The organism is Mycobacterium sp. SMC-13 (assembly GCF_045311035.1).
Taxonomy (GTDB): domain Bacteria; phylum Actinomycetota; class Actinomycetes; order Mycobacteriales; family Mycobacteriaceae; genus Mycobacterium.
Map to the genome: position 1 here is coordinate 178,348 of NZ_JBJIAI010000012.1, position 23,487 is coordinate 201,834.

Genomic DNA, 23,487 nt, shown 5'->3' on the forward strand with positions numbered 1-23,487 from the left:
GCGAACAGAGGTGACGATGAGCAGAAAACACATATCCCCGCTCGGTGTGGTCGGCGTCGTCGCCATCGCGGCCGCCGGAGTTCTGATCGGGTTCAAGAACATTCACGGTCCGTCGCCGGATGCACTGCTCAACGTGTCGTACGACCCGACACGCGAGCTGTATGCCGCGCTGGACCCGCAATTCGTCGCGCAGTACCGCAAGCAGAACGGAGTCACCGTAGACATCAGTCAGTCGCACGGCGGGTCCGGCCGACAGGCGCGCAACGTCATCGACGGGACGTCGAAAGCCGGTGTGGTCTCACTGGCCTTGGTCAGCGACGTCGACAAGCTGGCCAAGCGCGGGCTGATCGCCAAGGACTGGCAGCACCGGCTGCCCAACAACTCGGTCCCCTACACGTCGACCATCGTGTTCGTGGTCCGCAAGGACAACCCGAAGAACATCCATGACTGGCCGGACCTGGTCAAGGACGATGTCTCGGTGGTGACCCCGGACCCGCGGACGTCGGGCAACGGCAAGCTCAGCGTGCTGGCCGGATGGGGATCGGTGACGACCCGCGGGGGCTCCGAGGCAGCGGCCCACGACTATCTGACGGCGTTGTTCGAGCACGTCGCCGTCGCCGACGAGGGCGCGCGCGGCGCGGCCACCAGCTTCGCCGTGCAGAAGATCGGCGATGTGCACCTGACGTGGGAGAACGAAGCCATCCGGGAGGTGGCCGCGGCACCGGGCGAGCTGCAGATCGTGTATCCGCCGGTGAGCATCAAGGCTGAGCCCGCAGTGGCCTGGGTCGATGCGAACGTGGCCGGGAAGAAGACCGAGGCCTACGCGAAGGCCTACCTGAACTACCTGTTCACCGACCCGGCTCAGGACGTGATCGCGAAGTACGGGTACCGCTCGATCAACCCACAGATCCAGGCCAGGTACCAGGCTCAGTTGCCGGACATCGCGCTGTTCCCGGTGTCCGCGATCGCCAAGGACTGGGACGACGCCGCCGAAAAGTTCTTCGGCGACAACGGAATCGTCGACACCATTCATCTTCCTGCGCAGCGAACGGTGGTGGGATCGTGAGCCTGCTTTCGAACCTGAACCTCAACTACGACCGCACCCTCGCTCGGCGTGATCTCATCGCCGGTCTCACGGTGGCCGCCATCGCGCTGCCGCAAGGCATGGCCTACGCGCTCATTGCCGGCGTCGACCCCAAATACGGTGTCTTCTCTGCCATCGTGGTGACGCTCATCGCTTCGATATTCGGTTCGTCATCACACCTGATCAACGGACCCACCAGTGCCATCTCGCTGTTGGTTTTCAGCTCCTTGGCGTTCATCGATCCGGAGAACCGCACCGAACTGTTCGAGGCGCTGTTCGTGCTCGGCGTGCTGGTGGGCACCATTCAGATCCTGATCTCGGTGTTCAAACTGGGCGATCTGACCCGCTACATCTCGGAGTCGGTGATCGTCGGGTTCATGGCGGCAGCCGCGTTCCTCCTTGCTTTGGGCCAGTTGGGAAATGCGGTCGGGGTCAAGGACCGCGGCAACGGCAACATGCAGGTGCTGTACCGCACCTACCTCACGCTGTTCCACGGCGACGCGATCAACTACCGAGCCGTCGTCCTGAGCGTCACCGCTGTCGTCGCGGCAGTGGTGCTCCGAAAGTTGGTGCAGCGCTACGGCTGGCCGCAGCTCGACATGCTTGCCGTGTTGGTGCTTGCCGCTCTGATCGCCTACTTCTCGGGTTGGTCGACGCCCGGCCACGGGGGCAAGACCGCGGTGTCGATCACCGGGAAGATTCCCGCCAGCCTGCCCGACTTCCACATTCCGGTGGTGCATTGGGACTGGCTGCCGCACCTGTCGGAGGGCGCGTTGGCGGTCGCATTCATCGGCTTGATCGAGGCGCTGTCGATTGCGAAAGCCATTGCGCACCAGACGCAGCAGAAGATCGATTACAACCGGCAGATCGTGGCGGAAGGGCTGGCCAACCTCACCGGCGGCTTCTTCCAGAGCCTGCCCGGTTCGGGTTCGCTGTCGCGGTCTGCGATCAACTTCCAGGCGGGCGCGGCCACCCGGTTCTCCGGCGTCATCGCGTCGGTGGCAGTGGCCGGCGCACTGCTGCTGTTCGCGCCGCTGCTGAGTTACATCCCGAAGGCGGCACTGGCGGGCTTGCTGCTCGTCACCGCAGTGCGTCTGGTCGACTTCCATCGACTTGTGCGCACGGTCAAAGCGTCTCGCTACGACGCCGGTCTGGTGATCGTCACGGCGATCACCGGTGTGGTCATCGACCTGGACAAGGCAGTGCTGCTCGGCGTCGCGTTGTCGATCCTGCTGTTCGTGCCGCGGGCCTCGAAGCTAAAGATCGCCGAGTTGGTGGTCACGCCCGAACGCGTGGTCCGGGAACGGGTCGGCGATGAGCCCGACAACCCGTCGGTGCTCATCTACGACCTCGAAGGAGAGTTGTTCTTCGGTGCAGCACCGGAAATCGAGCGTGCACTGGACGCGCTCACCGAGCGGGTCAAGGCCGAAGGCACCCAGTTCGTCGTGCTCCGTCTCAAACGGGCCCGCAACCCCGACGCGGTCGGCATCGAGCGGGTCGAGCGGTTCCTGCATGACCTCGCCGAGTTGGGTGTCACCGTCCTGCTGGCCGGGGTTCGGCCCGACACCCTGGACCTCCTCAGCAACGTCGGGCTGCGCACGTGGTTCCCGGACGAGCGCATCTTCCCGGAAGAGGACAAGGAGTTCTCGGCAACGCTCAAGGCGGTCCGCTACGCGGAGTCACGGCTGGTTCCCGGTGGCGCCAGCAGCAGCGACGAGCTGTACTACCTCGTCTGAGGCGACTACTGCGGCAGCAGCGGCGGCCGGCAGATGTTGTTGATCGGGTCCCACCACGCGCCGTCGCGGCAGTCGAGCGGCGTCGTCGACACCGGCGGACGGCAGCTGTTGATGTTCGGGTCCCACCAGCCGCCGGGGCAGTTCTGCACCAGTGGGGCCTGGCAGCGGTTCTGCACCGGGTCCCACCAGGTGCCGTTGTCGCAGTCGGCGTTGCTCACGGCCGGAGCGATCGCGGCAGTGATGGCCATGGGCGCCAAGGCGGCCGCGGCGATGACGGCGGCACGCTGCAGTGACTTGTGCATGCCGCCAGCCTAAAGGGGCTCAGTTACAAGGCAAGTCACCCGGCGTGTAGTAGGGCACCCCGGCCGGGGTGTAGCACGGCGGCCGGCCGGCGGCGGCCTGGGCGGCCGCGTCCTCGGGAGCCGCCGCGGCCACCGCCGCGTCGCCCGCGACGTTCGTGCACCCACCGGCACTGACGTGGCGACCGCCGACGCTGCCGCACACATCGGCGTGCGCGGCCGGGGCGCCGACGGCCGGGACGGCCGCGGACGCCAGCAGGAACAGCACTGCAGCAACGGATTTCTTCATGGGAAGAGTATTGACGACTCTGTCAGTCCGGCGTCAGCTTTCCTTGTAACTGCCGTCGTCTGTCCGGGTGAAGTAACGGCCGGGCGGGGGCAGCGGATCGCGGCGCAGCGGACCGGCGACGGGGCGGTGCCACGGCGTCATCGGCACCTCGTCGACGACGCGGACGAACGCGGGCCGTTGCTCGGCAGGCAGGCTCGCGAGCGCCTCGTCCAGGTCGGCGGCGGAGACGTCCTGCCCGTCCACCAGTGAAAGTGCCGCGACCGCCACTTCGGCGTCGTCGGTGGCGACGCCGAAGGTGTGTACCAGGTCGACGGCCGGCAGCTTGCCGATGGCCGCGGTGATGGGCAGGGACGCCACCACGTCGTCGGCGGTGCGGATCTGGGTGTCGACGGAGTCGATCAGCCAGTAGTCACCGTCGGCGTCCCGGTTGACCAGGCTGCCGCTGGAGAACCAGGCGTCGCCGGCCTCGAACAGATTGCGTAACGGCGGCGCCGACGCGGTGGTGGCGGAACTGATCTTCACCAGCAGCAGACCGGTCTCGTCGGGGGCGCACCGGATGGCGTACCCGTCGGCGCCCGAAATGACTTGCTGCGCTTCGGGATCCCATCGCACGACCTCGACGGTCGCGCTGCCCGGGAGCGGCCGGCCCAGCGACCCGGGCTTGGCCGGGTTGACGTTGGCCAGGATGGCCTCGCCCTCACTGGTGGACCAGAAGTCGAGGACACCGGCCGGGGCGAACCGGTCCAGCACCCGGCGCCACAGGCCGCGCGGCATACCGGAGCCGACGAACAGCCGCACCGAGTGATTGCGTTCGGCGGGCTGCGGGGCGGCGTTGACCAGCGGCCGCAACTGCGCCCACGTGTAGCAGACGATGGTCACGCCGTACCGGCGGACTTCGGTCCAGAATGTGGTCGGGTCCAGATCGGTGGCCATCGCCAGTCGGCTACCACCCGCGACCGCACCGCCGATCCCGGTCAGGAGGCCGGAGGTGTGGTAGATCGGGTTGATGCAGTAGACGGTGTCGGAGTTGTTGAGCGTCGCCGACGTCGCGGTGCCGTAGGCCGACAAACCGAAGCGGCCGTTGGTGACTCGGATGGGACGCGGGTCGTCATCGGGACCGCCGAAGAAGATGAACGCGAGCTCACCGGCGCGGCCCGGGTTGGGGCGGTACCAATCGGGGATGCGCACGGCATTGGTCTCGCCGATCTCGAGAGCCGTCAGGGTGCGGTCCCGATTGAGGTACGGGGTGTCCAACAGGAATGTGTGCAGCGGACGGCCGGCGAAGTCTGCCTCGGAATGTTCGGGGTCGGCGATGACGCGGTTGACCCTGCCGAGCTCGACCTCACGCGCGGTATCGGCGCCGGGACGCAGCATCACGGCCACCGCACCGATGCGGTTGAGTGCCGTCACCACCGCCAGCGCCGACGGGCGCGTGCCCATCAACACGCCGACGTGCTCACCGGCGCGCACGCCCGCGGCGAGCAGGCCGCGCACCACCGCGTCGATGCGGACCTTGTTCTCGCCGTAGGTGTAGCTGCGGTCCTCGTACATGAAGCTGACGTCGTTGGGCGCCTGCTGCGCCTGCTCATCGAACAAGAGCGCCAACGAGATTCGGGTGTTCGCATCCAATTTCCGGATGCGCGCCAGACGCGGCATCTGGCGCGACACCGTGCCGAACATGCCCCGCACGTCGCCGACCGAACGTGCGACGGAACCGGCGACCATGCGACCGGCGTCGATCAGGGTCTGGACTCCCTCGCCCTGTCCCGCCGGCGCCGCTTCGGCGGCCGCGGACGTGGTGTCGACTTTCGTGACGTGCTCCGGCTGCGGACCCTTGCCCTCGGCATACCGCATCCAGTCAGCGACGAGAGGCCAGGTGTGCGACGTCGCGGTACTTCCCACGACCAACCCGAAATGCCCTGCGTGCAAAGTACTTTCGTAGATGTCCGCGCGCGGTGCCGCGCCCAGGATCCCGCGCACCGAGGCCGGCGGGGCGATCTCGTCGACATCGCCGACGAACGCCAGAATCGGCGACGTGATGTCGGCGAGCGTGACCGGCCGTCCGGCGATGCTGAATCCGCCCCGCAGCATCCGGTTGTGAACCAGGAACTGCTGCAGGAACTCGGCGAGCGCCGGGCCGGGCCACGCCACCCAGCCGTCGTTCATCAGGTAGCGGCGTTGCCCTTCCCGGGGCAGCAGGGCATCGCGGTCGTGTAGTGCGGCCAGGAACTGCAATTGGCCCGTCACCGCTTTCACGGGGTCGAGCAACTGGAACCCGAGCCGCGTCGCCCAGCCCGGCACGGACCGGCCCCGCAGCACGTTCTCCATGACGAACCCCATGCCGGGGATGGCGATTTCTGCCGGGACGCCCATCGGTGCGGTTTTGCTGAGATCGACCGGGCTGCCGAAGGTGATGACGCTGGCGATGCCGACGCTGCGCCGGTACGCCGACGTCTGGTAGCAGAACATGCCGCCCTGCGAGTAGCCGGCAAGGTGGACGTCGCCGCCCGTCAAGGTGCGCATCTCATCGATGGCCGCATCGACCGCCAGCACGTGATCACCCAGGTTGCGCTCCAGGCCGCCGGCTTCCTTCTCCGGTGAGCCGAAGTCGATGACCCACGGGTCGATGCCGTTCTCGATCAGGGTGCGGACGCCGCTGGCCTGCGGCGATACGTCGAACACATCGGCGGTGAGCATCAGCGGCGGCACCAGCAGCACCTGGGGGCGGCCCGCCTCACCGGTGGTGCGGTAGCGCCGCAGCTTGTGGATGCGGCCCTGGGCGACGACGTCGTACGGTGACGGCTCCTCGCCCGTCTCCAACCCGCCGTAGCGGGCGACTTCCAGCCAGTTACGCGTCGTCGCCACAACCCTGTCGAAGATCACGGTCCGCCCTTTCGCTCAACACTCGGTGAGGATCATGCCAAGCGGATGCGTTCACCACGGCAGTTTGACCGCCAGTCGCGGCGCCGGCGGGTTGGTCGACCGCAAATGCACGTCGGTCGAGCGGATCGGATCGAGGACGCGGGTCAGGAACGTCAGCTCGTCGGCGAGGGCCGCCTCATGGCAGGGGCCGTCGTAGAAATCGAAATGGTCGGCGGGGTACTCGACCAGATGGGCCAGGTACCCGGCCTTTTTCGCGGCGCGGCGAGCGGCATCCGGCGGTGCGATGCGGTCATTGGTGCCGACCTGCACCAGCAGCGGGCATTCCAGCTGGCTGGCGTGGACGGTCGGCCGGTTGAACGCCATCTCGAGCACCGTGCGGGCCGCGAACTCGTTGCGCCAGGTGGGTCCGGCCATGGCCAGGTAGGCCTCTTCCGCGCCCGGCGTGGTGAGTGCCGCGGTGTCGCCGTGCTGCCCGGTGACGGGCACGTAGTGCGGCCGGCGCCCGAGGCGTGCCCCCGCGGCGTCGAACAGGCCGTGCGCGACCAAGCGGGCCAGCGGCCCGGGCCCAGCCTGTTTGTACCCCTGCATCAGCGCGGCCAGGCCATCGGTCGCGGGACACAGGGATACGACTGCGGCGACCCGCTGGTCCGCGGCAGCGACGGCGATGACGTGCCCGCCCGAATACGACGTGCCCCACAGCGCGATGCGGTCGCGGTCGACACCCGGCAGGTTCCGCGCCGCGTCGATGGCGGCGTGGTAGTCCTGACGCTGCTTCTTGACCGAAACATCCTGGCGCGGTTCACCTTCGGAATCGCCGAAGCCCCGGTAGTCGAACAGCACCACGTCCATCCCGGCGGCCGCGAACGGCTCGGCGAACGCCATCAGGCCGGAGTCGCGGGTGCCGCCGAAGCCGTGGGCCATGACCACACACGGCCGACCGCTCTGTCCGGTCAGCGCGTCATTGTCTGCGGTCAGATGCCAGGCGGCGCAACGCTCGCCGTGGCTGATGAAATAGAACTCGGTTGTCATGATCGCTCCTTCGGTCAGACCACGGACAGCGGTGCGGCGGCGGGCGTGAAGACGAGCGCTGGATCCTCGATGGGCCCGTTGCGCAGCCGCTCCTGGTCCATTTCGTAGGCATGCTTGAACGCCCATGGGCCGTAGGTACCGCCGCGGGGGAACTTCGCGACGGCTCGCTGGACGTACCCGGAGGTCATGTCCAACAACGGAACTCGCTCCATGGTTCCGTCTTCCAGAACCGGGACCACCTTGCCGTAGCCGTGCTCGTCCATGTAGTCGAGCATGCGGCAGAAGTGCTCGCACACCAGGTCGACCTTGAGCGTCCAGGCGATGTTGGTGTAGCCGACGGCGAACGCGAAATTGGGCACGCCGGACAGCATCATGGCCTTGTAGACGGTGAGGTCGGGGAGATGCAGCAGATGCCCGTCGACGCTCAGCTCGATCTTGCCGAAGGGGATCATGTTCAATCCGGTCGCCGAGATGATGATGTCGGCGGCCAGCTCCTGCCCGGATTTCAGCAGGATGCCGTGCTTGGTGAACCGCTCGATATGGTCGGTGACGATCGAGGCCTTGCCCGACGAGACCATCTTGAACAGGTCGCCGTCGGGCACCATGGCCAGGCGCTGCTGCCACGGGTTGTACTTGGGGGTGAAATGCGTGTCGACGTCGAAATTCTTGGGTAACTGCCGAGCAACGTTGGCGATCAGCAGCTTTCGCATCACCTTCGGGTAGCGCATGCACATCTTGAACAGTCCGCGGTTCAGCGAGATGTTCTTGCGTCGCACGATCTTGTACGCCCGCTCATGGCCCAGCACCTTGTTGAGCACGTTGGCGATCGGGTCGGACGCCGGTATCGAGAACACGTAACTCGGCGACCGCTGCAGCATGGTGACGTGCGCGGCCTTGTCGGCCATGTTCGGGATCAGCGTGACGGCGGTGGCGCCGCTGCCGATGACGACGACGTTCTTACCCGTGTAGTCGAGATCCTTCGGCCACAGTTGAGGGTGGATCACCGGACCCTCGAAATCATCGCGGCCGGGGAAGTCGGGGATATACGGGTTCTCGTAGTCGTAGTACCCGGTGCCCAGGAACAGGAAGCGCGAGGTGAAGGTCTTGGGGTGCCCGTCGTGGGTGGTGTTGACGGTCCAAAGTCCTTGTTGCGAATCGAAATTCGCCGAGTCCACGTGGTAGCCGAACCGGATGTGGCCGGCCAGGTCGTTCTCCTCGACGGTCTGCTGCAGGTAGTCGAGGATGATGTGGCCGTCGGCGATGGACTTGCGGTGCGTCCATGGCTTGAAGCCGAAGCCGAAGGTCGGCATGTCCGAGTCGGACCGGATGCCCGGGTACTGATGCAGGCTCCACGTACCGCCGATCGCGTCTCGTCCCTCCAGCACCGCGAATGACGTGCCCGGGCGAAAAGTCTTGAGGTGATACGCCATTCCGATGCCGGAGATCCCGGCGCCGATGACCAGGACGTCGATGGGAGCGGTGGTTGTCATGGGCACTCCTTTGCCGGTCCGGCGGGTGTACCTGCGACGTTAGTAGTGCGATGCGGCGTCCACGCCAGGTTTTGCAGACTTGTCGCGCTTACCGCGTGCACTGTGAGTCCCGGGCCTGGCCGGTGTCACCGGGCGGGCCCGCTGTCCATGGATACAGATACGGATCGTCGACGGTTAGGTGGGCTCGGTAGTTCGTGCCGAGCCCATCCCGACTCGGGCTGTCGGGTCTCTGGTCCGCGCTGCGATCCTCGACGATTAGGTGGGCTCGGTAGTTCGTGCCAACCCGGCCCCCGACTCGGACCCCGATACCCGCCGTCCGCGCTGCGATCCTCGACGGTTAGGTCGCCTAAGCGGTGTGAGGCGCCAGCCGCGCGGCTCGCCGCCTTCTGCGCGCCGTTGTCTCGTCCTCATCACTCGGCGCGTTGGATGGCTAGTTGAGCTAACCGTAGACGATCCCCGGCCGTGCCGGTCGCGGGACCCCAATCGTGCTGCAGCGCTTGTGTTTAGGTGCCCTAACCGTCAACGATGCCCGACCGCCGCAACCAACCCTTCGTGTCGGTGGGCGGGTCTACATTCGAACGTATGAGCGAATCGAATGGTGATCCCCACGCCGCGGCCGCGGCGGTCGACGCGATCACCCTGGCCACCCGCGAAGAGAACGCCGCCGGCGCCCGCCGACTCTCGGCGATCGGCGACCTGTGGGCACTGCGGGCCCCCGACGACGACATCGAAAAACGGTACTGGGCGATCGACGGCTATGCCGGCCTAGTGGTCGAGGTCGCCGCCGCACTCGGGGTGTCCCGCAAACGAGCCCAGGCCCAGGTGGACCGGGCGGTGATGCTGCGCACCCGGCTACCCAAAGTCGCGGCCGTCTATGCGAAAGGGCTGATCGATGCGGTGCTGGTCGCGATGATCGTCGCCCGCACCGACCTGATCATCGACGACGACGTCGCCGGACAGGTCGACGCCGACCTCGCCGCCAAGATCGTGGCGTGGGGCCGGTTGTCGAAACCGAAAATGGAACAACGCATCGACGCCATCATCGCCGCCTCCGACCAAGCCGGCGTGCACCCGCCCACACCCCCCTCACAAGCCCGCTACCTCGACATCCGCACCTGCGGCCCCGGCGCGGCGAGCATCTGCGGAACGGTCGACGCCGCAACCGCCGCGGTACTCGACGCCGCAATCGACGACCTCGCCAAGAGTGTGTGCCGCAACGATCCGCGCAGCCATGATCAACGCCGTGCCGCGGCCATCGACGCCCTCGCCCGCGGCGGCCGGTTGCGGTGCGAGTGCGGACAGGACGACTGCCCCGCCGCCGCCGCGGCCGCGGCCGAACCGCTGGGCCCGACCGTCGGCCCCCGCCCGGTCATCCACGTCATCGCCACACCCGAGGCGCTCGACGGGCAGGCCCCGGGATTTCTGCCCGGCTACGGACAGATCCCCGCCGAGCAGGTCGCCCGCCTCGCCGACGGCGCGACCATCCGCCACGTGGACCTGCCGCCCGATGCGGCCGAACCCCGGTACCGGCCCTCGGCCAAACTGGCCGAGTTCGTGCGGTGCCGGGACCTGACCTGCCGCTTCCCCGGCTGTGACCGGCCCGCGCAGGCCTGCGACCTCGACCACACCGTCCCCTACCCGGCCGGCCCGACGCACCCCTCGGACCTCAAATGCCTCTGCCGGTTCCACCATTTGCTCAAAACGTTCCACGGCTGGACCGACCACCAATACCCCGACGGCACCGTCGTGTGGGTCGCCCCCACCGGGCACACCTACATCACCAAACCCGAAGGCGCCCACTGGTACCCACAACTGGCCACCCCCACCGGAACACCCACCATCACCGAACAACCGCCACGCACACCAGCCCGCGGCCGCTGCATGCCCAAACGCAAACACACCCGCGCCCAGCAACGCCAACAACTCATCAACCAAGCACGCACGGCCAACGAAGAACGCATCGCAGACGAACAATTGCGCCGCATCGAAGTCGAAAAGGTCCGGGCAGCAGAAGAAGGCTGGAATGAACCCGCGCCGTTCTAGGGAGCGCCTGCCATTGCGGCGTACCCATCGGCGAGGGCTCGGAGCTGCGCCGCACCGTCGCCGGTGTAGGACGAGCCGTGCATGAGCGCGAGTGTCGTGGGATTCAGCCCGGCGAGCTGCTCGAGCGTCGGTGCGAGGTTCGTCGTCAGTCCGGTGGCGTGGAAGATCGCTTCCGCCTCGAGCGCCGGTGCCACGCAATCGGATTCGGTCAGCGCCGGGCAGTGTCCGGTGTGGGTGAAGAGGTCACCGGCGAGCAGGGTGGAGGTCGTCTCGTCGAACCACAGTCCCGCCTCCCAATTGTGCGGAACGTGCGGTGTGGCAATGAATCTGAGCCGGTGCCCGCCGATGTCCAGTGCCGTGTCCGGGGCGGGGACGGGAGGTCGGTCGCACATATCGACCAACGACAGCATCAGAGCCAGACCGCCGTGGACGACCTCGGCATGTGGTGCGGCGGCCAGCATGAGGTTCATCGCGCCGCATTCGTCGGCTTCGAGGTGTCCGAACGAGATCCAGCGCAACGTGGGCAGTGGGATGACCCGGCTGATGGCGTCCGAGACGAGGGGGAACAGTTGTCGTTGGCCGCAATGGAAGAGGAAGGGCTCGTCGCCGGTCAGGAGGAACTGGTTAAACGTGAAGCCGTTCTCGGTGATGTCCGGAATCCACGTGGAGAGCCGGTAGATGTCGGGGGCAATCTCGTCGACTGCCGTATGGGGGTCGGCATTCATCTCACCATGGTGCGCCCTGCGCGAGAGCTGCAGCAGTGCATTCGGCGAAGCGCCTGGCGGTCGAGCGGTCGATCTGCGCGAAATTGACTGCGATGCCGTTTATTTCGGAGCCGGGGTGCTGAGGAAGAGTCGAAAGCGGCGAGACCAGCAGGCCCTCGACCGCAAGCTTGTCGGCAATGTCGCGGTCGCGGTGGTGGGCGGGCAGCAGGATGGCGACGTGCAGCCCCGCCTGGACGCCGAGAACTTCCAGGTCGGGGCAGCATGCCTCGAGTTCGGTGATGAGAATGTCTCGGCGGCAACGGTATTCGCGACTTGCTCGCGCCAGGTGCCGCTGCAACTCACCGCCGGTGATCAAGGCGGTGAGGGCCGTGCGCGTGACGGTGGAGACCGCGATGCGGTGCTCGCGAAGGTAAGTCTGGACCGCGTCGTGCAGGGGCAGTGGCGGTACCAGCCAGGCGGCGCCCAGGCTCGGCGCCAGCATCTTGGAGGCGGTACCGACGTAGGCGACGTGTTCTCCGGCGCCGGGAATCGACCGGATGGCGGGAAGTGGCGCAACGCCGTAGCGGAACTCGCCGTCGTAGTCGTCCTCGATGACGATCGACCCGGTCCGTTTGGCCCACGCGACCAACGCGGCGCGCCGATTCACCGAGAGCCGGTGTCCGAGCGGGTACTGGTGAGCCGGTGTGGTGTAGACGATGCCGGGGTCGTCACCGAGCCTGTCGACGCAGAGCCCATCGTGGTCGACGGGGACGAAAACCAGATCCAAGCCGGCGCGGCTGAATTCGTCGGCGGCGGCGGGGTAGCAGGGCGATTCGAGATAACAGCGGGTGAGGCCACTTACGGCCGCCAGTGTCTGAAATGCCGCGGTCGATCCGGGGACGTCGAAGACCGTGTCGGTATCGACACCCCGGTTGGTGCGCAGGTGGCGCGACATGGCGGCGGTGAAGGCATCGTCGGTGTCCTGCCACGGCGAGAGCGTCGTCGGTCGGGTCGACGCCGCGGCCCGCCACGCGCGGGTCCATGCCCGCATGTCGATGAGACCGGTGTCCGGGGAGCCTGGGCGCAGGTCGACGGCATCGGTTCGGTGCGCCGCGGCATGCGCGGCGGGCGCAGAGGGCGTCTTCTCCAGGCGCGGGGCGCGGCTGGACAGTCCGGCACGGGCGGCTGCCGTGGCGCCGACGGTTGTCCGGGTTCCGGCGCCGGGCACCCCCTCGAGAAATCCGGCGGCGACCAGTTCGTCGTAGGCGGACGCGACCATCGTCCGCGAGGTGCCGAGTTCGTGGGCGAGCGCGCGAGTCGACGGCAGCCAGTCGCCGTCGCCGACCTGCCCGGCGGCGATCAACCCCACCAGCTGGCTCGCGATGGCCCTGGCGCTGAGGTCGGTGAGATCGAGGGGCAGATGTACCGCCCGCGTGTGCCGCGCCACTCAGCCAGAATACTGGCCTGCCAAAAGCGGTATTTCTGGCTATTTCGATGAGGCCGCAATCATGGTGATCTGGACTCATGGAAAAGGTCACCCGTAAGTACGGTCGTCAGTCCACGGCGCGCGCCGCTCTCGAGGAGTTCCTCGATGGGCAGTGGTGGGGCGTGCTCAGTGTCGGCGATGTGGCCCGTCCGAACGGCAAGGTCCGGCCGCTCGCGGTGCCGACGCTGTACGTCCGGCACGGCGACCGGATTCTCATCCACGGCTCGACCGGTGCGGGCACGCTGGGTACCAAGGGCACAGGGAAGCAGGTTGCCTTCTGTGTGACGGCCATGGATGCACTTGTGGTGGCGCACAGCACTTTTGACTCTTCGGTGCACTACCGATCCGCGGTGCTGTACGGCGAGGTGGAACCCGCTCGCCGGGAGGATCGGGCGGCTCTGCTCGAGCGCTTCAGTGAGCTGCTGATCCCGGGCCGCACCGCCGAGGTGCGCGCGATGCTGCCGAAGGAAGTCGCGGCGACCAACGTCATCTCGTTGCCGATCGTCGACGGCGACTGGGTCTACAAGGTCAACGGCGGCCCGGTCGCGGAGCCCGACGAGGAAACCGATGCGTGGGCGGGCGTCGTGCCGTTCTCCGTCACGTACGGAGAGCCCCGGCGGGCGGAGTGGTCGACGGCCGAATTGCCGGACTCGGTGCGGGCAATGGTCGCTGCTGGAGGTGCCTGACCAGCGTTGATGGCCCCGGATGGACATTTTTGGGGAATCGGGAATAGATCGCGAACTGCCCAGGTTGGACTCACCGACAACAAGTTGAGTGCAACAGACTCAAGTTCGGCTTGACAGACGGCCTCGTCCGATAGCAAGCTTGAGCGCAGTTCGCTCAGATCACCCAACAATGTCTATCAGGAGGCATCACTATGGCTCGTGCGGTCGGTATCGACCTCGGGACCACCAACTCTTGCGTCTCGGTGCTGGAGGGCGGCGACCCCGTCGTCGTAGCCAACTCTGAGGGCTCCCGGACCACCCCGTCGGTCGTCGCGTTCGCGCGTAACGGCGAGGTGCTGGTCGGCCAGCCCGCGAAGAACCAGGCAGTGACCAACGTCGACCGGACCATCCGTTCGGTGAAGCGGCACATCGGTACTGACTGGACCATCGACATCGACGGCAAGAAGTACACCTCGCAGGAGATCAGCGCGCGCACGCTGCAGAAGCTGAAGCGCGACGCGGAGGCGTACCTCGGTGAGGACATCACCGACGCCGTCATCACCGTCCCGGCGTACTTCAACGACGCTCAGCGTCAGGCCACCAAGGAAGCCGGCCAGATCGCCGGCCTGAACGTGCTCCGCATCGTCAACGAGCCGACCGCGGCCGCCCTGGCCTACGGCCTGGACAAGGGCGAGAAGGAACAGACCATCCTGGTCTTCGACCTCGGTGGCGGCACCTTCGACGTCTCGCTGCTGGAAATCGGCGAGGGCGTCGTCGAGGTCAAGGCGACCTCCGGTGACAACCACCTCGGTGGTGACGACTGGGACCAGCGCATCGTCGACTGGCTCGTGGAGAAGTTCAAGGGCACCAGCGGCATCGACCTGACCAAGGACAAGATGGCCATGCAGCGTCTGCGTGAGGCTGCCGAGAAGGCCAAGATCGAACTGAGCTCGAGCCAGAGCACCTCGATCAACCTGCCGTACATCACGGTCGACGCCGACAAGAACCCGCTGTTCCTCGACGAGCAGCTGACACGCTCGGAGTTCCAGCGCATCACCCAGGATCTGCTGGACCGCACCCGTAAGCCGTTCCAGCAGGTCATCAAGGACGCCGGCATCTCGGTCTCCGACATCGACCACGTGGTCCTCGTCGGTGGCTCGACCCGTATGCCCGCCGTCACCGAGCTGGTCAAGGAACTGACCGGTGGCAAGGAGCCCAACAAGGGCGTCAACCCGGACGAGGTCGTCGCCGTCGGCGCCGCGCTGCAGGCCGGTGTGCTCAAGGGTGAGGTGAAAGACGTTCTGCTGCTTGACGTCACCCCGCTGTCCCTCGGTATCGAGACCAAGGGTGGCGTGATGACCAAGCTGATCGAGCGCAACACCACCATCCCGACCAAGCGGTCCGAGACCTTCACCACGGCCGACGACAACCAGCCGTCGGTGCAGATTCAGGTCTTCCAGGGCGAGCGTGAGATCGCCGCGCACAACAAGCTGCTCGGCAGCTTCGAGCTGACCGGCATCCCGCCGGCCCCGCGCGGTGTGCCGCAGATCGAGGTCACCTTCGACATCGACGTCAACGGCATCGTGCACGTGACCGCCAAGGACAAGGGCACGGGCAAGGAGAACACGATCAAGATCCAGGAAGGCTCCGGCCTGTCCCAGGAGGAGATCGACCGGATGATCAAGGACGCCGAGGCGCACGCCGAAGAGGACAAGAAGCGTCGCGAAGAGGCCGACGTCCGCAACCAGGCCGAGTCGCTCGTCTACCAGACGGAGAAGTTCGTCAAGGACCAGCGTGAAGCCGAGGGCGGCTCGAAGGTCCCCGAGGAGACGCTGACCAAGGTCGACGGTGCCATCGCCGAGGCCAAGACCGCGCTCGCCGGTACCGACATCGCCGCCATCAAGACGGCCATGGAGAAGCTGGGCGTCGAGAGCCAGGCCCTGGGCCAGGCGATCTACGAGGCCACTCAGGCCGAGCAGGCCGCCGGCGCCGGTGCGGGTGCTCCGGGTGGCGCCGCCGCAGATGACAACGTCGTGGACGCCGAGGTTGTCGAGGACGATCAGGAGAACAAGTGAGCCAGGACGATTCGCACGAGCCGGTGACCATCACCGACAAGCGGCGCATCGATCCGGAAACCGGCGAACCGCGTGAGGGCGCTCCGGCGTCGGCCCCTGAGGGGTCGGCGCCGGGCTCCCCGGCCACTGGTCAAGGTGGCGAGGCCGCGGAGGCTCCGGTGACCGACGAAGCCGCCGAGCTGAAAGCAGACCTGCAGCGGCTCAAGGCCGAGTACGACAACTACCGCAAGCGGTCGGTCCGTCAGGAGCAGGCCGCGGCCGAGCGGGCCAAAGCGGTTGTCGTGCACCAGTTCTTGCCGGTGCTCGACGACCTCGAGCGGGCCCGCGCCCACGGCGATCTGGAGTCCGGACCGCTGAAGTCGGTGGCGGACAAGCTTTCCGGTGCGCTGGAGGGCCTGGGGCTGACGTCGTTCGGCGCCGAGGGCGACGCGTTCGACCCGTCGCTGCACGAGGCTGTTCAGCACGAGGGCGACGGCTCCAACCCGGTGTTGGGCACTGTCATGCGTCGCGGCTACAAGCTCGGTGAGCAGGTGCTGCGGCACGCGTTGGTCGGTGTCGTCGACGCCGAACCCGCAGCTGACGCGCCCGACACGCCCGCCAATACCGACGCTGCGACCGAACAGAAATCAGAATCAAACGAGTAACCGAGCGACGCTGAGGAGGTGACGCGACATGGCTCAACGTGAATGGGTCGAGAAGGACTTCTACAAGGAACTCGGCGTCACCTCTGACGCCACCAAGGATGAGATCAAGCGCGCCGCGCGCAAGGTGCTGGCCGACAACCATCCGGACCGCAATCCGAACAATCCCGCGGCCGAGGAACGCTACAAAGCGGCGACCGAGGCCAAGGAGATCCTGACCGACGACACCAAGCGTGCCGAATACGACGAAACCCGGCGGCTTTTCGCCAACGGTGGATTCGGCCGCCGGTTCAGCGGCGGCGGAGGCGGCTTCGGAGGTTTCAGCGGCGACGCGTCGGAGTTCAACCTGGGCGACCTGTTCGACCAGGCTGGGCAAACCGGCGGCGCCAACATCGGTGACCTTTTCGGCGGCCTGTTCGGCCGGGGCGCGCAGCAGCCGCGCCCCAGCCGGCCGCGCCGCGGCAACGACCTGGAAACCGAAACCGAGCTGAGCTTCCTGGAAGCGACCAAGGGCGTGGCCATGCCGCTGCGCCTGACCAGCCCGGCACCCTGCACCAACTGCCACGGCAGTGGCGCGCGCCCGGGCACCAGCCCGAAGGTGTGCCCCAACTGCAACGGCGCCGGCGTCATCAACCGCAACCAAGGTGCGTTCGGCTTCTCGGAGCCGTGCACCGAATGCCGCGGCACGGGCTCGATCATCGAGCACCCGTGTGACGAGTGCAAAGGCACCGGCGTCTCCACCCGGACGCGCACCATCAACGTGCGCATCCCTCCGGGTGTCACCGACGGTCAGCGCATCCGGCTGGCCGGGCAGGGCGAAGCGGGTCTACGCGGGGCGCCCTCGGGCGACCTGTACGTCACCGTGCACGTCCGGCCCGACAAGGTGTTCGGCCGTGACGGCGACGATCTCACCGTCACCGTTCCGGTGAGCTTCCATGAATTGGCATTGGGGACAACGCTTTCCGTGCCGACGCTGGAAGGCAAGGTTGGCGTCAGGGTGCCCAAGGGCACGTCCGACGGCCGCATCCTGCGCGTGCGTGGGCGCGGTGTGCCCAAGCGCGGCAGCGACGGCGGTCATGGCGACCTGCTGGTCACCGTCAAGGTGGCTGTGCCGCCGAACCTCGAGGGTGAAGCGGCGGAGGCGCTTGAGGCGTACGCAAAAGCAGAGCGGGCCAGTGGATTTGATCCGCGGGCCGGTTGGGCGGGGTCGCTATGAGTGCCCGGCGTAAGACAGAGGAAGCGCGGACCTTCCTGATTTCGGTGGCCGCCGAGCTGGCCGGTATGCACGCACAGACGTTGCGGACATACGACCGGCTCGGCCTGGTCAGCCCCCAACGCACCTCGGGCGGCGGTCGGCGCTATTCGCAGCACGACGTCGACCTGCTGCGCGAGGTGCAGCGCCTGTCCCAGGACGAAGGCGTCAACCTGGCCGGCATCAAGCGCATCATCGAGCTGACGAATCAGGTCGAGGCGCTGCAGGCCAGGCTCGCCGAGGTGACCGCCGAACTCGAACGCGTCCGCAAGCCCAGCACGGCGCTGGTGCTGTGGGAACCGCGGCGGCGGGGGAATTCGCAGCGGAGCTGAACCCCAGCGGTTCAACGGGTTTGGCGGTCCACCTCGTCAGGGGTGCAGAAGAACTCGCGGTCGTCTTCGCGGTCGTCGAACATGCCGGTTTGTTCCAAAAGTTGGAAAAACTCTCGATAGAGCCGACGGTAAATCACGAGTTCTTGATCGATAAGTGCTGCCACCCACGGGTTGTGCTCGGGTGTGGCAGCTAGCCCGCCGACGCGATCGAGTTGCACCCGAAGCGGAACCTGGTCGCGGTGGGTTGTGAAAATTTCGCCAGCGGCAAGCAATACCCCATAGAACGGGTCGTTCGACAGCGGTGGGATAGGGCCAAAGTCGACGTCCAAGAACGCAAATGTGGCGCGTCTGATGCAGTCGGCAGACGCCAGGATGACGCGGTTCAGTTCACTATCGCCAGCCCTGGCGACGGCGTCGACGGTTACGTTGAACCAGGACCGCTGCCGCCGCCAATGATCGAGGATGCGCTGGACCCATTCTCCGATATCTGGCGCACCGCGCTCGAATAGCTTTACTGCGTGCCGGTCGATCGACGCGATTGTGGCGTCCGCGTCGATGTTCAGAACCCATGGTTCACGTAGATGCGCGATTCGCTCAACTACCTCACGACTGCCAGCACCAATCACGGCTGCGTGACTGGCGTCATCGCCGCTGGCGATCGCCGACTGCAGTTGCGTGTCCATGTGCCGATAGAGCTCGGGGAAGACTTCGAACGGCTGGACGGCAGTGCGCTCCCACCCGTCACCTTGGTCGCTCACGCTTGAACACTGCCAAGGACAGGATTCGTGGCGTCCTGGCAGATCGACGAAACATGTTGCCAGTAAATCCAGTCCGACATTGCTTCGCGCTGTGCGGCCACATGTGGGGCGGTGTAAGCCTTATATAGCTCGATGCTCTGCATGTGGTCGGCGTAAGCGATGAGCTTGGTCAGATGATCGACCGGACCGTTGGTACCGGTGGTGCGCAGTAGCGGCTTGATGGTCTCCACCCAGAGTTTCATCGTCTGCTTGGCGTCGGGTGGGGCATCCTGCACCGGTCGAGGCGGCAGCGCCTCGTACAGCGTGACGTCAGACCATTCCTCCAGTCGCGCAGCTGCTTCCGGCGCGATCACCTGCAGCCGTGACCGACCCTGCATGGTGCCATCGGCGGGAATGTCATCAGGTGCCAACTCTTCGGCATGCATGCTCGACTTGTAGGGCTTCACCTCGTCAGGCGTGCCGATGATCGCGCGAAGCGTCTTGCCGTGGAACTGCGCCCAGCCTTGTAATGCGAGGAACGGAACATTCACCCAGCGGCCTCGCTCAGCCGGCGAGATTGCCTCATCCGCACTGACCAGCGTCACCTGCCCCGGGAGCTTCACCCCGTCAGGGATGTAGCCGATCCCGTACGAGTTGGCCGCCAGTATCTGCCCCTCGGACGTGACACCGACTGCCCACACAAACTGATAGCTGGCCGCCGGAATAGACGGCGGCGCATGCAATGCCGCGGAAATGCGCCGCGCGATTTCGATATCTGCGTCGGTGTTTCCCGCCGACTTACGTTGCAGCAGGCCGGCTTTGGCGGCCGCTGCCATGGCGTCGCGCTCTGCGCGCGCCGGGCTGACCGGGATCGGCGCGGCCGCGGCAGCAGCTTGCTGGTTACTCGTACCGGCCGCGGCGACACCTGGACCTGTTGGTCCGACAGGGCCGCCCTGTCCGGGTTGTGAAACCGGTGCCGCCGGAGAAGGCGTCGGAGCAGGGCCCAACGGTGCTGCCGGCGCGGCCGGTGTTGCAGCCGCTGGCCCGCCGACGGAACCGCCACCGCCCGCCGCCGACGCGGCGCCGACGGGAGCGGCACTCGTCCCGGACGTGCCGCCAGCTGCGCCAGTCGGGGTTGCCGGGGGCGGCGGCGTAGTGGGTTGTTGCGTCGCCGGTTGGGCTGCCGCCAGCGGTTGTGAAGTGTTACCCGCGCCGCTCTGCAGACCCTGGCCGAACTGCTGCAGCCCTTGCTGCAGAGGGTTGTTCGGTTGGCCGCCCGGCTGCTGCGCTGCGGTCGGCTGGCCGGTCGGGCTTCCTGACTGGGGCGTGCCGGATCCACCAGTGGTGCCGCCGAGGCCACCCGCAGAAGTGCCGCTTCCGGCGCCCGTGGTCGTGGTCGTGCCACCGCCTGTGGAGGTGGAGTTTGCAGGCCTAACCCCGGGCTGCAGTGGCCCCGTGACCGTGCCACCGCCCGAGACATTGCCGGGAGTAGGTGCGCTGGCGCCCGGAGCAGGCGATGGTGGCAGAGGAGCATCCATGCCTGGCTGTATCGCCGAAGCCGGATTGCCAGGAGCTTCACGAACGGCGGGAGTGCCAGGGTGCGCAGCCGCTGGCGGAGGGGTAACAGTGGTAAGCGGTTTGGTCTCTGGCTGTTGGGTATCCGATTGCGGCCCTCCGTCGGTATCGCGACCGCTGCTCGACGGTGCAGTTGGCCCGGTTCCTGGTGCAGGGCTGCCAGGGGCATTCGGCTTTGTTTCCGGCTGTTGGGTCCCAGAGGCTGGTCCACCGCCGTCGCGCCCGACCGTTGGCGGTGATGCGGACGCTGGTGGTTGTGAGGCCGATGGAAGTGGCGGCAGTCCGTTTGTGAGGAGGTCGTGCTCGCTCATAGCAGGTTTATAGGCAGCCGGCGCCACGATACCTGCCGCAGCATCCGCGACAATACTCAAATTCTCTTTATAGCACTGCTTTTTCCTATTGCTGACAAGCGTGTCATAGTCTGGGTCGTCGCTTGCCAAGCTATTGATGTACGAAATTGCGGCACCGACGTTGTTGATAATTTTTGATTTTGCGCCGGCGATGGCGCTAGCGATATCGTAATTCCAGTTCGCGGCATTGGTCAGCGCATGCTGCATTTCCGTGAATTGGCCGAGAAGCTTGCTTCCTTTTTCGCCGGCAGCCCCCGCCGTATCGCCCGACCAAATCCCGCCTCCGTTGCGGAAGGTATCACGCTGTTTGGCATCCCACGGCCGTGATGCGTTGTTAACGAGATTTTGAAGCGTATTGACGCAATCCTGCGCAACTTGCTGAAACCGACTCTCGCTAGCCTCGGGCCAAGCACCGGGTTCCAACATGTCGTCAGCGCCAGTCGGCTTCGGTTGGTCACCCATCTAATTTGCCCCTGCAGCCTCACATGCGGCGCTCACGGCACCGGGTGTCTTGCGGAAAACCGTGTATAAGTACTGATCTGCTTGGGTGTAAGTGGGGAGGGCCGTAATGTATGCCCGCCCATATTGAGCAGCCAATACGCCAAAATCTTCCATCACAGCGTTTGAGCTCTGCCGGCCAAGTCTTTCATAGGTGTCAGCGAATCTACCGAGTACCGGCTTGACTGCATCGTTCTCAGCAAGATATTGGGGCGGCCAACTGCTTGCCGGTAGGTTGGGATCTTCTTTTATCCATGCGGCGAAAGCTGGGTCAGCGGTCAGTTGGTCGACTGCTTCCTTCCATTCTGTGCACGTCTCGTTATGTTCTTCAATAAAGCGTGTCGGCTTGTCGATTTCGCCAAGCATAGGGGTGTTTTGCGGTTCCTTCGCGCTGGGCACTAGCGGCCCGCGAGCTGCGGCAGAGCCAAACGTTATAGACTGGCAAATGCCGCTAATGACAGAACCAAGTGTAGCGCCAGCAACAATCAGATTATTGTCCGCAATCGTGTACGTTGGTATGCGGTCTGCGAACGCGCGTGAATAGGCGACATACTGCTGAAAGAGCTCACGCATTACTCTATGGGTTGTCAGCTTAATCAGGGGTACAGTCTGATCTGCTGCGTTACGTATCGCCGTTCCCACAGTTTGATAGAGCGTTTGCATCTCGGGGCTCCACGCGGTTGAAGAGATTGACGGATCGCGCTTGTCCCATCCGTTTTTCTCGATGTTTGCGACTGTGTCATTAATCGGACCCCACGGCGCACACGACGGGTCCTCGGTTATCACCGAAACAGGTCCAGTGTCGTTAGCGCTAGCGATGTCGGATTTCGAACCCGGTGATGGTGTACCGCCGCCGTTCCCATTGTTGGAACCATTGCCACCCGCGCATGACACCGCCACCACGGCGGTGACCGCGATGACAGCGATCAGGGCAATAGCACCGAGGACCCACTTCAGCGGGCCCTTCTTCTGAGGAGCAGGAGCTGGATTCGGCCACTGCTGTAGCGGGTTCCACTGCCCCTGCGGACCCGGCCCATGTTGTCCACCGGGGTAGCCCTGCCAGTTTCCGGGCTGCTGCGGGGGCTGAGCACCCCACGGGCCGGACTGCGGTGGCTGGGTCACAGTTGTTCCTCCACATTGGGTCGGGTCGGTGCGGCGTGTCGTGGTGCAGACGAAGACGGGGGGACGGGGGGAGCGCTTGAACCGTGGATCGGCGCTGCAGCATGCTTGCCCTCGACCGGAGCCTTCGGCTGCGCTTTCTCGGACTGCGCCTGCGACTTGTCTTTGTCGTCTGCCGACTTCTTTTCTTCGTCGGCTTTCTTGTCGTCAGTAGCTTTCTGCGCAGCGTCTTCTGGCTTGTCCTTGTCGGACTCGCCCTTCTTGCCAGCCATTTGGCCGATCTGCTGGCCCACTTGCTGGGCCATCTGCATCGCCGCTTGCGGGATTGCTCCCGCTGCCTGGGCCATCTGCATAGGCATCTGCAGCATCTGGCCGCCCATCTGGCCAAGTTGGCTCAGCTGACTCATCGGATCCCCGCCGGCACTTGTCGCGCCCGATGCGGTCGCGGACGTTGCGCCAGCTTTGGCCGAATTGGCGGCGCCGCCGGGTGAGCCCGCCCCGCCGCCACCGCCTGGCACGCCACCGCCGCCGCCAGACCCTTGGCCTGCCGGATCATCGAGCTTTTGTTTCAGCACGTCTGCCGCGGCCTGTTGATCAGTCGTCGCGTACGTGGACGCCGCGTCCTTGACGTTCGCTGCATAGGCCGCGGTCTCGGTTTTCAGCTTGGGCAAGCCGGTCGTTATCGGGTCCGCGAACTTTGGGGCATTGGTCGCCGCGGCAGACGACAGCGCATCTGCAGCGGGCGGAATGTAGAAAGCCGGAGCAGCCGGCACCGCGTCCGACGCTGCTTGAAACGCTTGACCGGCAGCCGCGAGTTGGGCTGTATCAACCTTCAACGTAGGCGTCATCTGCTGCCCGCCCTGCGATGCGCCCCCAGCGGACGGTGACTACTCGACACCGAATTCCCCTCCCTGAGTCGGTCAGCCGAACTTGCCCTTGAGCTTCCCCTCGGCGGATTCCATCGAATCATGACCGCCCTGGATGGCGCCGATCAGCTTGTTCAAGGCTTCCAGCGCAGCGTCGGCCTTCTCACCCCACGAACGCTCGGCAGCTTGCCACCCCTCACGAGCGGTGCCGTGCCAGATGTCGCTGCTGACCATCTGAATCCGAGCGCGCTCCTCGGGAGGAATTGTCAATACCTGTGGATCGGCTTGTTTCAGGCGACCTCCGTTCCAGTTGATTCGGTCGGTGCCGAGTCCG

Annotated in this window: 20 protein-coding genes; 8 read left to right on the plus strand and 12 right to left on the minus strand. The window is 66.0% G+C overall.

Features of this window, described 5'->3' with window-relative positions; genetic code table 11:
* Window positions 1-16 precede the first annotated feature (16 nt).
* Both ACJH6I_RS19085 and ACJH6I_RS19090 read left to right on the plus strand, forming a co-directional pair.
* Window positions 17-1,066, plus strand: a complete 1,050-nt coding sequence (locus ACJH6I_RS19085; RefSeq protein WP_406784398.1) for a sulfate ABC transporter substrate-binding protein — start codon at window positions 17-19, stop codon at window positions 1,064-1,066.
* Complete coding sequence (locus tag ACJH6I_RS19090) at window positions 1,063-2,820, plus strand: SulP family inorganic anion transporter (protein ID WP_406784399.1); 1,758 nt, start codon at window positions 1,063-1,065, stop codon at window positions 2,818-2,820. The genes ACJH6I_RS19085 and ACJH6I_RS19090 overlap by 4 nt, the downstream gene beginning before the upstream one ends.
* A 5-nt stretch (window positions 2,821-2,825) precedes the next feature.
* On the opposite strand, the gene ACJH6I_RS19095 is transcribed toward ACJH6I_RS19090, so the two are convergent.
* Genes ACJH6I_RS19095 through ACJH6I_RS19115 form a run of 5 tightly spaced genes read right to left on the minus strand, consistent with a single transcriptional unit; the run spans window position 2,826 to window position 8,810 of the window.
* Window positions 2,826-3,122, minus strand: a complete 297-nt coding sequence (locus tag ACJH6I_RS19095) for a hypothetical protein (protein WP_020103971.1) — start codon at window positions 3,120-3,122, stop codon at window positions 2,826-2,828.
* 19 nt (window positions 3,123-3,141) lie between these two features.
* Window positions 3,142-3,408: a hypothetical protein gene (locus ACJH6I_RS19100; RefSeq protein WP_060999003.1), complete on the minus strand. Its 267-nt coding sequence runs from the start codon at window positions 3,406-3,408 to the stop codon at window positions 3,142-3,144.
* A 33-nt stretch (window positions 3,409-3,441) separates the two neighbouring features.
* A complete protein-coding gene (locus ACJH6I_RS19105; RefSeq protein ID WP_226520500.1) occupies window positions 3,442-6,291 on the minus strand; it encodes an AMP-binding protein in 2,850 nt (949 codons plus the stop codon).
* Between the two features lie 51 nt (window positions 6,292-6,342).
* Complete coding sequence (locus ACJH6I_RS19110) at window positions 6,343-7,320, minus strand: alpha/beta hydrolase (RefSeq protein WP_318984682.1); 978 nt, start codon at window positions 7,318-7,320, stop codon at window positions 6,343-6,345.
* A gap of 14 nt (window positions 7,321-7,334) precedes the next feature.
* Complete coding sequence (locus ACJH6I_RS19115; protein WP_318984681.1) at window positions 7,335-8,810, minus strand: NAD(P)/FAD-dependent oxidoreductase; 1,476 nt, start codon at window positions 8,808-8,810, stop codon at window positions 7,335-7,337.
* A gap of 582 nt (window positions 8,811-9,392) precedes the next feature.
* Here ACJH6I_RS19115 and ACJH6I_RS19120 point away from each other — a divergent pair.
* Window positions 9,393-10,853: a DUF222 domain-containing protein gene (locus ACJH6I_RS19120; protein ID WP_318984680.1), complete on the plus strand. Its 1,461-nt coding sequence runs from the start codon at window positions 9,393-9,395 to the stop codon at window positions 10,851-10,853.
* Here ACJH6I_RS19120 and ACJH6I_RS19125 read toward each other — a convergent pair.
* Both ACJH6I_RS19125 and ACJH6I_RS19130 read right to left on the minus strand, forming a co-directional pair.
* Window positions 10,850-11,578, minus strand: coding sequence for an MBL fold metallo-hydrolase (locus tag ACJH6I_RS19125; protein WP_318984679.1), 729 nt, complete (start codon window positions 11,576-11,578; stop codon window positions 10,850-10,852). The two genes, ACJH6I_RS19120 and ACJH6I_RS19125, sit on opposite strands and share 4 nt — an antisense overlap.
* 1 nt (window position 11,579) lies before the next feature.
* Entirely contained in the window at window positions 11,580-13,004 is a 1,425-nt protein-coding gene (locus tag ACJH6I_RS19130; RefSeq protein WP_318984678.1) for a PLP-dependent aminotransferase family protein, read from the minus strand.
* A 77-nt stretch (window positions 13,005-13,081) separates the two neighbouring features.
* Between ACJH6I_RS19130 and ACJH6I_RS19135 the strand changes: the two genes are divergently transcribed.
* The 5 genes from ACJH6I_RS19135 (at window position 13,082) to ACJH6I_RS19155 (ending at window position 18,008) form a co-directional block, all read left to right on the plus strand.
* Window positions 13,082-13,729 (plus strand): pyridoxamine 5'-phosphate oxidase family protein, encoded by a 648-nt coding sequence (locus ACJH6I_RS19135; RefSeq protein WP_226520506.1) that lies wholly within the window; start codon window positions 13,082-13,084, stop codon window positions 13,727-13,729.
* A gap of 191 nt (window positions 13,730-13,920) precedes the next feature.
* Entirely contained in the window at window positions 13,921-15,783 is a 1,863-nt protein-coding gene (dnaK, locus tag ACJH6I_RS19140; protein WP_226520507.1) for a molecular chaperone DnaK, read from the plus strand.
* Entirely contained in the window at window positions 15,780-16,427 is a 648-nt protein-coding gene (gene grpE, locus ACJH6I_RS19145) for a nucleotide exchange factor GrpE (protein ID WP_133428482.1), read from the plus strand. The genes dnaK and grpE overlap by 4 nt, the downstream gene beginning before the upstream one ends.
* Window positions 16,428-16,455: 28 nt before the next feature.
* A complete protein-coding gene (gene dnaJ, locus ACJH6I_RS19150) occupies window positions 16,456-17,640 on the plus strand; it encodes a molecular chaperone DnaJ (protein WP_133428483.1) in 1,185 nt (394 codons plus the stop codon).
* Window positions 17,637-18,008: a heat shock protein transcriptional repressor HspR gene (locus ACJH6I_RS19155; RefSeq protein WP_226520508.1), complete on the plus strand. Its 372-nt coding sequence runs from the start codon at window positions 17,637-17,639 to the stop codon at window positions 18,006-18,008. Before dnaJ ends, ACJH6I_RS19155 begins: the two co-directional genes overlap by 4 nt.
* An 11-nt stretch (window positions 18,009-18,019) precedes the next feature.
* Here the strand turns inward: ACJH6I_RS19155 and ACJH6I_RS19160 are convergent, their stop codons facing one another.
* From ACJH6I_RS19160 to ACJH6I_RS19180, 5 genes are all read right to left on the minus strand, one after another.
* Window positions 18,020-18,766, minus strand: coding sequence for a hypothetical protein (locus tag ACJH6I_RS19160; RefSeq protein WP_406784400.1), 747 nt, complete (start codon window positions 18,764-18,766; stop codon window positions 18,020-18,022).
* On the minus strand, window positions 18,763-19,581 hold the full coding sequence (locus tag ACJH6I_RS19165; RefSeq protein WP_406784401.1) for a secretion protein EccK: 819 nt from the start codon (window positions 19,579-19,581) through the stop codon (window positions 18,763-18,765). Before ACJH6I_RS19165 ends, ACJH6I_RS19160 begins: the two co-directional genes overlap by 4 nt.
* A 1,551-nt stretch (window positions 19,582-21,132) precedes the next feature.
* Window positions 21,133-22,290, minus strand: a complete 1,158-nt coding sequence (locus tag ACJH6I_RS19170; RefSeq protein WP_406784402.1) for a hypothetical protein — start codon at window positions 22,288-22,290, stop codon at window positions 21,133-21,135.
* Entirely contained in the window at window positions 22,287-23,135 is an 849-nt protein-coding gene (locus ACJH6I_RS19175) for a hypothetical protein (protein WP_406784403.1), read from the minus strand. Before ACJH6I_RS19175 ends, ACJH6I_RS19170 begins: the two co-directional genes overlap by 4 nt.
* Before the next feature lie 72 nt (window positions 23,136-23,207).
* Window positions 23,208-23,487, minus strand: a 280-nt coding sequence (locus tag ACJH6I_RS19180; protein WP_406784404.1) for a WXG100 family type VII secretion target, incomplete at its 5' end; no start/stop codon positions are given.

Excerpts from the sequence above, each read along its gene's own strand:
- ACJH6I_RS19110 (WP_318984682.1), bottom strand. The coding sequence starts at position 7,320 with ATGACAACCGAGTTCTATTTCATCAGCCACGGCGAGCGTTGCGCCGCC.
- ACJH6I_RS19095 (WP_020103971.1), bottom strand. The coding sequence starts at position 3,122 with ATGCACAAGTCACTGCAGCGTGCCGCCGTCATCGCCGCGGCCGCCTTG.
- ACJH6I_RS19125 (WP_318984679.1), bottom strand. The coding sequence starts at position 11,578 with ATGAATGCCGACCCCCATACGGCAGTCGACGAGATTGCCCCCGACATC.
- ACJH6I_RS19085 (WP_406784398.1), top strand. The coding sequence starts at position 17 with ATGAGCAGAAAACACATATCCCCGCTCGGTGTGGTCGGCGTCGTCGCC.
- ACJH6I_RS19155 (WP_226520508.1), top strand. The coding sequence starts at position 17,637 with ATGAGTGCCCGGCGTAAGACAGAGGAAGCGCGGACCTTCCTGATTTCG.
- ACJH6I_RS19115 (WP_318984681.1), bottom strand. The coding sequence starts at position 8,810 with ATGACAACCACCGCTCCCATCGACGTCCTGGTCATCGGCGCCGGGATC.
- ACJH6I_RS19100 (WP_060999003.1), bottom strand. The coding sequence starts at position 3,408 with ATGAAGAAATCCGTTGCTGCAGTGCTGTTCCTGCTGGCGTCCGCGGCC.
- ACJH6I_RS19175 (WP_406784403.1), bottom strand. The coding sequence starts at position 23,135 with ATGACGCCTACGTTGAAGGTTGATACAGCCCAACTCGCGGCTGCCGGT.
- ACJH6I_RS19135 (WP_226520506.1), top strand. The coding sequence starts at position 13,082 with ATGGAAAAGGTCACCCGTAAGTACGGTCGTCAGTCCACGGCGCGCGCC.
- ACJH6I_RS19165 (WP_406784401.1), bottom strand. The coding sequence starts at position 19,581 with ATGGCAGCGGCCGCCAAAGCCGGCCTGCTGCAACGTAAGTCGGCGGGA.
- dnaK (WP_226520507.1), top strand. The coding sequence starts at position 13,921 with ATGGCTCGTGCGGTCGGTATCGACCTCGGGACCACCAACTCTTGCGTC.
- ACJH6I_RS19120 (WP_318984680.1), top strand. The coding sequence starts at position 9,393 with ATGAGCGAATCGAATGGTGATCCCCACGCCGCGGCCGCGGCGGTCGAC.
- dnaJ (WP_133428483.1), top strand. The coding sequence starts at position 16,456 with ATGGCTCAACGTGAATGGGTCGAGAAGGACTTCTACAAGGAACTCGGC.